This is a genomic window from Paraglaciecola sp. (assembly GCF_030730205.1).
In the GTDB taxonomy this organism is placed as follows: domain Bacteria; phylum Pseudomonadota; class Gammaproteobacteria; order Enterobacterales; family Alteromonadaceae; genus Paraglaciecola.
The window spans coordinates 1-10290 of record NZ_JANQVQ010000233.1 but is presented as its reverse complement, the minus strand read 5'-3'; the positions used below and the strand labels follow the sequence as shown (position 1 = coordinate 10290).

Here is a 10290-nt window from a genome sequence, read left to right as displayed (position 1 = left end):
AACCTTTAAGGCGCTAAGTATGCCATTAACGTTAATGAAGGCTTTTGGGGGCATCACCGATTGCAGGGTTTGTCAGTGACACGGATCTTCAAACTCAATGAGTAGAAGATCCGCTAGGTAAATAAACGTTCAACAAGAGTGTTTAAATAAGCGATAGCTCTACTTCGATATTACCGCGGGTTGCGTTTGAATATGGGCATACTTGGTGTGCCTTATCCACTAAGGCTTGTGCTTGATTTTTGTCCATATCACCTAAAGACACGGCCAGTTTTACTGCAATACCAAAACCGTTCTCGATGCCGCCGATAGATACTTCAGATTTAATATGGGTATTGCTGGGTAAATTGAGTTTTTGTTGGGCCGCCACAAATTTAAGTGCGCCAATAAAACAGGCTGCATAACCTGCGGCAAATAATTGCTCGGGATTAGTGCCTTGACCATCGTCGCCGCCTAACCCTTTTGGGGTAGACAGTTTGACATCTAAGCGACCATCATCCGATTTAGCAATACCTTCGCGTCCGCCGGTTGCAGTCGCTTTTGCGGTATAAGCTACGTTTTGTAATTTGTTCATTGCAAACTCCAATAGTTATTTATTTTGCATGCAAAATAATAGACAAGACGATTCTGTTTGTAAATACTTTGCATGCAAATTAAAATGTGCGCATTATTGTTAAAGCGTTGTTTTTCAACCTAGCCTGTTGGAGCTCTACTGTGGCATTTGAACAATTACAGTTAAAAAACCAGTTATGTCATCGCTTGTACATGGCGTCGAACAGTATTGCTCGTGCCTACCGAGAACCACTAGCTGCAATAAACCTAACTTACCCCCAATACGTGGTCATGATGGCCCTCTGGCAGCAAGACCAGATCACTATTGCACAATTGATTCAAACGACGTCCATTGATGGTGGGGCGATGACGCAGATACTGAAAAAAATGGAAGATAAGGCTTTGCTTACTATCGTCAAAGATCAAGACGATAAACGTAAACGTCTGGTAAAACTAACTCATCAGGGGCAAGGGTTGAAGGTGGACGCTGCTGAAGTCCCTAAACAAATAATGTGCAAATTTAGCCAAGTTGATGCTGCCCAGCTAGGGCAATTAATGCAGTTATTAGATTTAGTTGTGGGCGATTTAAAAGAGAATTAGCGAGGCTAAAGTAGGAGAGGGTGATGACGCTGGTTTAGGTGTCCCTCTCACGGTAAACAGAGAGAGGGAACATAGCAAGGGTGTGGTTTAACCCATTGAAGCCATTACTTTTCCTACATTTTCCATCACTTCGGCTAATTCCTTACTCGGGCTAAAATCAATAAACTTAAGGTCTTCATCCACAATAGCGGTATGACCAGGATGAGCATAAAATACGTCGCCCTCTGTAAAAGTCTCTTCTTTTCCATCATCATAGATAAAGCGAAAGGTACCTTCAAAAATGTAACCCCAATGGGGGCAATGGCAACTGTCATTATTGAGTCCCACTAGTAAGGGGGTAAAATCGGTGCCTTTTGGGAGTTCATGAAATACAACCGTCATTTCTCCTAATCCTGACAACGAGCGCATGATCATGCCTGGCGCCTCCATTACAACCGGTATGTTTTCTTTCTTTACTTTCATTAGATTCCTTCCTGTAAATAAGCGTAAAACCTGGGTTATCAGAGAATGCTTACCACTGTTTGCAAACGCTTCGCTTGTCAAACTGTGGACTCTTGAGAAAAAAGTATAGAAGACTAATTGGAATAAACGCGCTTTGTTCAGTCAACATGTTGATGCCAGTTAATAAAAAGGCTCAAGCGCTTACTATTGCGGATTCTCTGAGATTACCCTTTGGGCTTGCTACCCACTATACAACTTAAGCAACTTCAACTTTATTGCGTCCTGCGCTTTTCGCTGCGTACAAGGCTTTGTCGGCTTTTAACAATAGCTCTGACAAGCTGTGTTCATTTTGATAACTCACCACACCTGCACTGGCGGTTAGTTTTAATCCACTTGAAATTAATGACCAATCATATTGCTCGATACGACGCAGGAGTCGATTAGCAATATCCTGCGCCACGTGAATATCGCTGTTGGGTAAAACAATAATAAATTCTTCTCCGCCAACACGACCCACTAAGTCGTCTTTGCGGATCAGGTCAGAGGCAATACTCGCGAGATGAATGAGGACTTTGTCGCCAATATCATGGCCAAATTTATCGTTAACCCCTTTGAAATGGTCAGCATCAAACGAGATCAGCGAAAAGGCTTTATGGTGCTTTTGACTAAGGGCAAACCATTGCTCAGCCTGCATGTAGGCTTCTCGGCGATTGGCTATTTGGGTTAGCTCGTCGGTAAAGGCAAGTTTTTTGAATTGGTGTTTACCGTGGCGCTGTTTATAAGCAAATATGGATACCAATATAAGAATAACCCCCACCAGTGCAATGATAATAATTTGCATGGTTTGGTTACGCTGCGACAAAATTAACTGGGTTTCTTTATCTTTGGCGCGTTGTAACAACAAGCTATTTTCATGTTTGATTCTATCGGTATCAAAGCGCGTTTGCAGTTCAGCGTTAAGTTTGGTTAATACTGTTTTGTCTTGTGCTAAATGTAGCTCAAGATGATCATGCAGGGCAAAATAGGCGTCTTGCCAGTTTTCACTCGCAGCATATACATCGCTTCTTAACTCTTGTACCTGAATCAAACCCCGTTGATTTTTATCAATTTGAAACGCGTTTTCAGCCTTCTGCAGGGCCTCCAAACTGGCGGGGTAATGGTTTAACTTAAGCTGAGCATTGGCCAAATATAACTGCAAAAAACTGTAAGGCGCGTTGTAGTCGGGAGTAATTACAGTTGCCGCTTGTTGTAACAGACTTAATGCTTGCTGGTATTGCCCTAAGGTAATCAGGTTATTAGCGATATTCATGCTCATATCGGCCGCCATGACGGGCTGGCTACCACTAAAAAACTGCTGGCTGCTTTGATAACGCTGATTGGCTTCTTCTAATTGGCCCAATTGCTCCAAGCTGGAGGCTATTTGAATATTAACGTAATTGGCTTCAGCCTGATTACCTTGTTTTGCGTAGATATCGGCTAATTGTAATTGGTATCTTAAGGCGGTTTTTGCATCACCAAAGCGCCGATAACTTGCAGCTAATTCACCCAAATTAATGTTGGCCCAATAGCTGAGGTTTTGTGACTCATAGTATTCTTGCGCTGCGAGTAAGTCTTCTAGTGACGCAGAGTAGTTACCTTGATACGAATGTAAAGCGCCCCGTTGACTGCGCCCATGAGCAATCAGAAGTGGCGCTTCAATATCGTAAGCTTGATTAATTGCCTGTGTAAGATCTTGCAGGGTCGTTGCCACTTGGCCAAGATAACGTTGATAGGCCGTTTTACATATTGTGAGATCAATGGTGGTAGGGGAGGGTGCTTCTGCACTAAATCTAACAAGTTGTTTGTCGGCATAAGCAATCGCTGCGCTGATTTGTTCGTTAGTGTCGGTTTTTTGGTTCCAGCATCTTAGGCGTATTAATTCTTTTTGACGGGCTAAATCATCACTGGTAAGTAGGTTTTCTAACTCGTGTAATAAATTATTTGCCTGCTGTGCTGAAGCAGGTTTATTGGTTTTAAACAAGGAAATAATGCTATCAGCGCGGTCGTTTTCATTTGCATTGGCCACAGAGTCGATAAAAAAATGTGTGCATAACAGCACAATATAAAAAGTGACAACGTGCTGTTTTAACAACAAATAATGAGACATGGAATAGACGTTACTTTTAAGTAGTTAGCGCGCTTGCAAGGGCGCTAATGATACCTAAGGTAGCACCGTAAGGTAAGGGTGAGTGCGCATTAAATGTTGGTCAGCTATAAGTGACGAGGGTCATTATCTCTGCCTTAAGTGACCACAACTGAGCTTATTTACTTTATGGGGTAAAACAACTCATGGGGCGACTCCCAGCACAGAGTCAATGCCTCGGCTTGATACATTAATCTGCAAAGCAGGCCATTGTTGGGCTCGTCAAAATGGCGATAATGTAATAAAGCTTGTGATTTATTGCGCTGGTAAAGCGCAGCAAAATGTCTTAACTCCACAGAGTGTACGAGGGCCACATAATTAGCGTGTAACCAGCTAAAAGCGCCAATGCACCATGGATCTTGATTGGCCTTAACGCTTAAGGTCGGTATTTCGCCTGCTGGGCTTTTGATACATAAACGATTATTTTTAAGTTCTAAGTAAAACGCTGACATTGCCGGTAGTTCATCGCTTTGCATCACCTTCGCTAAACGGTTCAGTAACTGCCTGGTTTCAAGAACCATGTACTCATCGGTTTGTGCCAAATAATGAGCGGGTTTAACGCCACTGGCTAATGCTAGATGGGGCATCAAAGAAGGCAATATGTCAGCGCGGCCAGTGGTAATTTGGTTCAACCTAAGGTTATTAGGCAGCAAGGCGCTGTTCACTAAAATGGGCGCAAAAGAAGTGGTATTTAGCACAGTTAACTCAATGACTAGAATGACTGAGTTAGCTTTAGCAGAGTTTATGCCATTGAGTTTATTGTTATATTAATCAATGGCTTACATTCTTTGTGATACTGTAACTCTAGGCATATTTACGATGCGTCAGAAATATGGCGAGCTTATAGCAATTAGCTAAGCTCGCCCGTTTTAATGAATTGTTCTAATTGCTGAGTGTAAGGCGCTAAATCGAGTTGCTGCTGGGCAACCCATTCATCGTTGTAATAGGTGTTGAGATAACGTTCGCCAGAATCACAAATCATGCTGACCACACTGCCTTGTTGTTTGTTTTTGATCATTTGCGCAATGAGTTTTAGCGCTCCGTAAACGTTGGTACCCGTGGAGCCGCCACATTTTCGGCCTAAAATGCTCTCAAGCCAACGCATGGTCGCGATTGATGCCGCATCAGGCACGTGGATCATTTGATCAATAACATCGGGTAAAAATGACGGTTCGACTCGCGGCCTGCCAATGCCTTCAATACGCGACCCTTTACCACTTGTCAGCGTCACGTCACGGTGTTGAAAATAGTCATAAAATACGGAGTTATCAGGGTCAACCACAGCTAATTGTGTGTGCAGGTGTAACTCTGGGTTGTAACGCAAATAGCGACCAATAGTCGCTGAAGTGCCACCAGTACCAGCACTTACTACAATCCAACTGGGTATTTTATGGGGCTCTAAGGCCATTTGGGCAAAAATGCTGTCGGCAATATTGTTATTGCCTCGCCAATCGGTGGCACGTTCAGCATTGGTAAACTGATCCATATAATGGCCGTTCAGCTCAGTCGCGAGTTGCTGCGCCCTGATGTAGATTTCACTGGGCTCTACTTTACAGCATTCACCACCATAAAATTCAATCTGCTTAATCTTTTCACTGGCGGTACTCTTGGGTACTACCGCAATAAAACGCAAGCCTAATAAACGCGCAAAATACGCTTCTGAAATGGCAGTACTGCCAGAGGATGATTCAATGATCGTAGAGTCTTGATTGATCAAACCGTTACACAAACCATACAAAAACAACGAACGGGCTAATCGGTGTTTTAAACTGCCAGTAGGATGAGTCGACTCATCTTTTAAATACAACGACACGCCACTAAAACAAGGCAAATCGACCTTAATTAAATGGGTATCTGATGACCGGTTAAAATCAGCGTTGATGATGCCAATTGCTTTGGCTAACCACTCTTTTTTAGTATTAATAAGGCTCATTTTATACCTGTGGATTGTGAGCATGTGCCCTTAGTTAACTGTGCGCTAGCAATAATGCCAGATTTACTCAGCAAATTTGATGGGTAAATATCGCTGTTAAATAGCCTTTGCAAAATATGTTTCACTGCGAGTCAGTGCTGCAATATGCTGAATGTAACTTAAGGTATTAGCCGTAAACACGACACCTTTTACCATACTCAAATTACGTAATATCGGGAAAGTGAGGATGTCATCCATGCTCAACACCGCACTGATTGAAAAAGAGGGAAGGGTGGCCAGTACTTGGTTAACAATCTCGATGTGTTTTTCTGACATCATCATGGCTTGTGCAAATGACATCTCAATCATCTTTTCTTTTTTAGCTTGAAAATAGTCACAGGCAGATTGCGTGGCAAATTCTGGTAAACCGATAAGGATAGTGCGCGGATACGTCAATATGCGGGTAGAGGTTTTAATTGCAGCAAACATTGCGTCTATTTCATCACCCGTGGCCTTAGGTGCAATGACTTTACTGGTATCACCTACTTCGTCTAATTTAGCTACAATGTCTAAACTCTCGCCCATGGCAGTGCCGTTATCTAACTGTAAAATAGGCACCATTTTGGCATTCACCAAGTCGTAACAGCTTTGTTCATCATCATTCAGTAAATACACTTTTTCATGTTGAACATTTTTATAGTTGGCCACCATGTCAGCGCGAACGCAATAGGGGCAATGATGATATTGATACAATTTCATGATGGTCGTTTCCTAGTCTCTGTTTAGCACTTCGATTAAATCAATTTCAAACTGTAGGTTGGCATTGGCAGGTATCATCTCACCAACTTGTCTTTCACCATAAGCTAAATGGGCCGGTACCCACAACTTACGTTTACCGCCTGCTTGCATGCCTTGTAAGCCCAACACCCAACCTTGAATCACCCGTTTATTGCTTAAAACGGTTTGAAAGGGGGCGTCGTTTTTATAAGACGAATCAAATTCGGTGCCGTCTTCTAACCAGCCGCGGTAATGGGCCGTAATTAAGGCGCCGCGTTTTACTGCGGCCCCTGTCCCTACTTTGATGTCATCAATTTTGACTGCGTTTTCCATGATGCTGCTACTTTTTTAACGTAAAACGATCAGCGGGCTAGTGCTGCGCTCTATCATGCCAATGGTATTGCTGCCCAAAAACAATTGGCGAATTTTAGAGTGGGCAAAGGCGCCCATAACCAACAAGTCGATAGCGTTTTGTTGTTGATAACTAAGCAGTGACTCAACGATATTGCCTTCGAGTAAGGTCGCCGTCACCGTAAAACCTTGGCTTTTTAACTTAGCCTCTGCGCCAGCAAGCTTTTCGGCTTGGGCTGACTCATTATTTTTTACCATGACTAAGTGACACGCTAAGCTATTGAGCAAGCCGCCGCTGATAATCTTATCAATGGCTTTGTCGGCGGTTTCACGGCCATCGTAGGCCAGCATGAAATTTTTCGGCGCGCTGAAAGTACTCGGTACTATCACCAAAGGTGTATGTACACTGCGGATCAATGACTCGATGTGCGAACCGAGTACTTTAAACTTTGCTTTAGTACCAGCGCTTTCATGGCCTTCACCACTGCGGCCCACAATCACCAAACGTGCTTCAGTTTCTAGCTCACTAATCGCATCTATCACATCGCCATGACGTTGTTTTTGTTCAATATCCACGATGCCTAAACGGGCCACGTGGTCAGCGGCCGCAGCTAACATTTCTTTGCCATGACTCAGTGCTAACTTGCCTCGTTGTTCGTCAAGTGCTGCCATTTCTTTTAATAAACTGCTGCGCGCGCCTAAACCAATGGCGCCGGTTAAATCATCGGCGCCGTGTTGCTGCGGGCGCTCAATAGTATGCAAAAATAGAATGGGTTGGGTTAATTGCTTTGCTGACCACGCGGCGGCTTCACAAATGGCACTGGTTACTACCGAGCCATCGATACAGGCTATTATTTTATTCATATTATTCTCCTTAGTGGCCGCCCATGAGTTTTTCAACTTCGGCTGCGTCGTTGTGCACACCAAACTTGTCAACAACTGTGGCGGTAGCATCGTTCATGCCGATTAACTCAACAGAGGCGCCTTCACGACGGAATTTAATCACCACTTTGTCTAGTGCCGATACCGATGTGATATCCCAAAAGTGGGCCTGAGATAAATCTATTTTGATCCTTTCGACCGCTTCTTTAAAGTCAAAAGAGGCAACAAATTGCTCAGAAGAAGCAAAAAACACTTGGCCAATAACCTGGTAAGTGCGCTCGTCGCTCTGCTCAGTATTGTCAGATTTAACCACCATAAAGCGGCCGATTTTATTGGCGAAAAACAGGGTAGCCAACAGCACACCCACCATGACGCCTAAGGCCAAGTTATGGGTAAATACCACTACAATGACCGTTGCTATCATCACAATACTTGAAGATAAGGGGTTTTTGTTAAGATCAGTAATCGAGGTCCAAGAAAACGTACCAATCGATACCATGATCATTACCGCGACCAAAGCGGCCATGGGAATTTGCTTAATCCACTGGTCTAAAAACACCACCATGATAATTAAAAATAAACCTGCCACAAAGGTCGATAAGCGGCCGCGGCCACCTGATTTAACGTTGATAATGGATTGACCAATCATGGCACAGCCGGCCATACCACCTAGTAAACCAGCACCAATGTTAGCCATACCTTGACCCTTACACTCTTGATTACGATCACTGGTGGTATCGGTTAAATCATCGACGATGGTTTCTGTCATCATTGACTCCAGCAACCCCACAACCGCTAACCCGATAGAGTAGGGCAAGATAATCATTAAGGTTTCTGTATTAAGCGGCACGTCTGGCCACAAGAAAATAGGTAATGTGTCGGGTAGCTCACCCATATCGCCCACGGTACGAATATCTAAGCCAACCATCATGGCCACTGCGGTTAATACCACAATACACACCAAAGGAGAGGGGATGCTTTTACCGATAACAGGTAAATAAGGAAACAAATAAATAATGCCTAAACCAGCAGCAGTCATGGCATATACATGCCACGTCACGTCAGTTAATTCAGGTAATTGGGCCATAAAAATTAAAATAGCCAAGGCATTTACAAAACCCGTCACCACTGAGCGCGAAACAAAGCGCATCAAACTGCCGAGCTTTAAGTAGCCCGCGAGAATTTGCAGTAAACCGGTGAGTAAGGTCGCGGCCAACAAATATTCCAAGCCATGTTCTTTTACCAAGGTAACCATTAATAAGGCCATCGCGCCCGTTGCCGCAGAAATCATGCCCGGACGACCACCGACAAAAGCAATAATCACCGCGATACAAAAAGAGGCATACAAACCCACTTTAGGATCAACACCAGCAATAATTGAAAAAGCAATTGCTTCAGGAATCAAGGCCAAAGCCACCACGGTTCCTGCAAGTAAATCGCCTCGCACATTTGAGAACCACTCTTGTTTATATTTTTCGAACATGATCTACCTTGTTTTATCCAACATAGTTGAGCCTACCGCGGTATCTGATTGATATAACGTGAGGCTGTAATAAAATTCAAATTAAAAATTTACCGAGCAAGGTTCACAGTGAACAAGTCGGTATGAAGACGACACACACTGCAAGCTCAAAACAAGGAGTGTGGTAATTGCATGTCAAAATCACGGTTTTAATGAATCAACTTGACGCGTAGTTTACTTGATTGTGCACAGGCATTGAAGGGTCAAAACAATATCACTGACCTTTGTTAACCATGTTTGACGCAATTTGGGTGGCAAGCGCATACATGGGTGCAACAGGTCCAACCTTAAAACCCTATTTTGACGCCTGTTGCAAAATCATAAAGTGAAACATAGTCGTTCGTATTGGACCGTCATTTTCTTTGTGAAATTGTGTATGGATTTACTGTCGCTAGGGGGGCGTTCAATAAGAGTAGAACACCGGCAAATGTGGTATTTCGACAGCTAAGTTTTGCGCAAATATAAAAAAGGACTTATAGAAGAGAAACGTAAAGATAGTGTAAATAATTTACCTGTTTACAATAGGACAATTGCCGTGTTTAATCACCCCAATTAGTCGACTAATAAATTGTTATGTTACAGGGAAATATTAGAGGTCAAGGTTGATTCCATTTAAACCATATCCCCATTTTCATTGGGTATTGTTAGGTTGCTGTATTATTTTTGCCTTCTTGCGGCCAGAAGGTGCATTAGTAAGCTTGCTATGGTTTTTCTTCGCATACTTCTGTGTTTTCAACAAAATTTGCTTAAAAGTGGTGGGTAAAAAGTTTTTTATTCCAAGCCGATATATGAAAAAAGAAGAGTCCCATATTTTTGGACTGGTGCTGTTTTTTCCGTTTATTATTTGTGTAGGTTATTCGACTTTCTTACTAAAGGAACTAGTCGCTCAATTAAAAATGGTTGTATTAACATGAAACATACAAGGCTTTAGTTGCTGCGAAAGCTTGGGCCTCACTTTACCTAAAACTGAAATGGATTAAGCGTGAATTTAAGGAAAGATTATCCATACAATTGCATCATGGTGGGAATTTTACTCGCTGAAAAAGCGCTTCTAAAACCGCTATATGCAAAGCG

10 protein-coding genes are annotated in these 10290 nt (G+C 43.0%); 1 reads left to right on the top strand and 9 read right to left on the bottom strand.

The window, feature by feature from the left end:
- Positions 1-142: 142 nt before the first annotated feature.
- Positions 143-571, bottom strand: a complete 429-nt coding sequence (locus NWQ57_RS15470) for an organic hydroperoxide resistance protein (protein WP_306023062.1) — start codon at positions 569-571, stop codon at positions 143-145.
- A 140-nt stretch (positions 572-711) separates the two neighbouring features.
- On the opposite strand from NWQ57_RS15470, the gene NWQ57_RS15465 reads away from it, so the two are divergent.
- On the top strand, positions 712-1149 hold the full coding sequence (locus tag NWQ57_RS15465) for a MarR family winged helix-turn-helix transcriptional regulator (RefSeq protein ID WP_306023061.1): 438 nt from the start codon (positions 712-714) through the stop codon (positions 1147-1149).
- A gap of 87 nt (positions 1150-1236) precedes the next feature.
- On the opposite strand, the gene NWQ57_RS15460 is transcribed toward NWQ57_RS15465, so the two are convergent.
- The 8 genes from NWQ57_RS15460 to NWQ57_RS15425 form a co-directional block, all read right to left on the bottom strand.
- The gene (locus NWQ57_RS15460) at positions 1237-1611 is read right to left on the bottom strand and encodes a hypothetical protein (protein WP_306023060.1); all 375 of its coding nucleotides are present in this window, start codon (positions 1609-1611) and stop codon (positions 1237-1239) included.
- A gap of 235 nt (positions 1612-1846) precedes the next feature.
- Complete coding sequence (locus NWQ57_RS15455) at positions 1847-3736, bottom strand: GGDEF domain-containing protein (RefSeq protein WP_306023059.1); 1890 nt, start codon at positions 3734-3736, stop codon at positions 1847-1849.
- 158 nt (positions 3737-3894) lie between these two features.
- Positions 3895-4470, bottom strand: coding sequence for a hypothetical protein (locus NWQ57_RS15450; RefSeq protein ID WP_306023058.1), 576 nt, complete (start codon positions 4468-4470; stop codon positions 3895-3897).
- A gap of 152 nt (positions 4471-4622) precedes the next feature.
- On the bottom strand, positions 4623-5705 hold the full coding sequence (locus tag NWQ57_RS15445; protein ID WP_306023057.1) for a PLP-dependent cysteine synthase family protein: 1083 nt from the start codon (positions 5703-5705) through the stop codon (positions 4623-4625).
- Between the two features lie 96 nt (positions 5706-5801).
- Positions 5802-6443 carry a glutaredoxin 2 gene (grxB, locus tag NWQ57_RS15440; RefSeq protein WP_306023056.1) on the bottom strand — a complete coding sequence of 214 codons (642 nt, stop codon included), beginning with the start codon at positions 6441-6443 and terminating at the stop codon, positions 5802-5804.
- A gap of 12 nt (positions 6444-6455) precedes the next feature.
- A complete protein-coding gene (locus tag NWQ57_RS15435; RefSeq protein ID WP_306023055.1) occupies positions 6456-6794 on the bottom strand; it encodes an FKBP-type peptidyl-prolyl cis-trans isomerase in 339 nt (112 codons plus the stop codon).
- A 15-nt stretch (positions 6795-6809) separates the two neighbouring features.
- Entirely contained in the window at positions 6810-7676 is an 867-nt protein-coding gene (locus NWQ57_RS15430; RefSeq protein WP_306023054.1) for a universal stress protein, read from the bottom strand.
- 10 nt (positions 7677-7686) lie between these two features.
- Positions 7687-9177: a SulP family inorganic anion transporter gene (locus NWQ57_RS15425; RefSeq protein WP_306023053.1), complete on the bottom strand. Its 1491-nt coding sequence runs from the start codon at positions 9175-9177 to the stop codon at positions 7687-7689.
- Between the last annotated feature and the right edge of the window lie 1113 nt (positions 9178-10290).

Coding starts and splice junctions, on each gene's coding strand:
- NWQ57_RS15460 (WP_306023060.1), bottom strand. CDS start 1,611: ATGAAAGTAAAGAAAGAAAACATACCGGTTGTAATGGAGGCGCCAGGC.
- NWQ57_RS15430 (WP_306023054.1), bottom strand. CDS start 7,676: ATGAATAAAATAATAGCCTGTATCGATGGCTCGGTAGTAACCAGTGCC.
- NWQ57_RS15455 (WP_306023059.1), bottom strand. CDS start 3,736: ATGTCTCATTATTTGTTGTTAAAACAGCACGTTGTCACTTTTTATATT.
- NWQ57_RS15445 (WP_306023057.1), bottom strand. CDS start 5,705: ATGAGCCTTATTAATACTAAAAAAGAGTGGTTAGCCAAAGCAATTGGC.
- NWQ57_RS15435 (WP_306023055.1), bottom strand. CDS start 6,794: ATGGAAAACGCAGTCAAAATTGATGACATCAAAGTAGGGACAGGGGCC.
- grxB (WP_306023056.1), bottom strand. CDS start 6,443: ATGAAATTGTATCAATATCATCATTGCCCCTATTGCGTTCGCGCTGAC.
- NWQ57_RS15425 (WP_306023053.1), bottom strand. CDS start 9,177: ATGTTCGAAAAATATAAACAAGAGTGGTTCTCAAATGTGCGAGGCGAT.
- NWQ57_RS15470 (WP_306023062.1), bottom strand. CDS start 571: ATGAACAAATTACAAAACGTAGCTTATACCGCAAAAGCGACTGCAACC.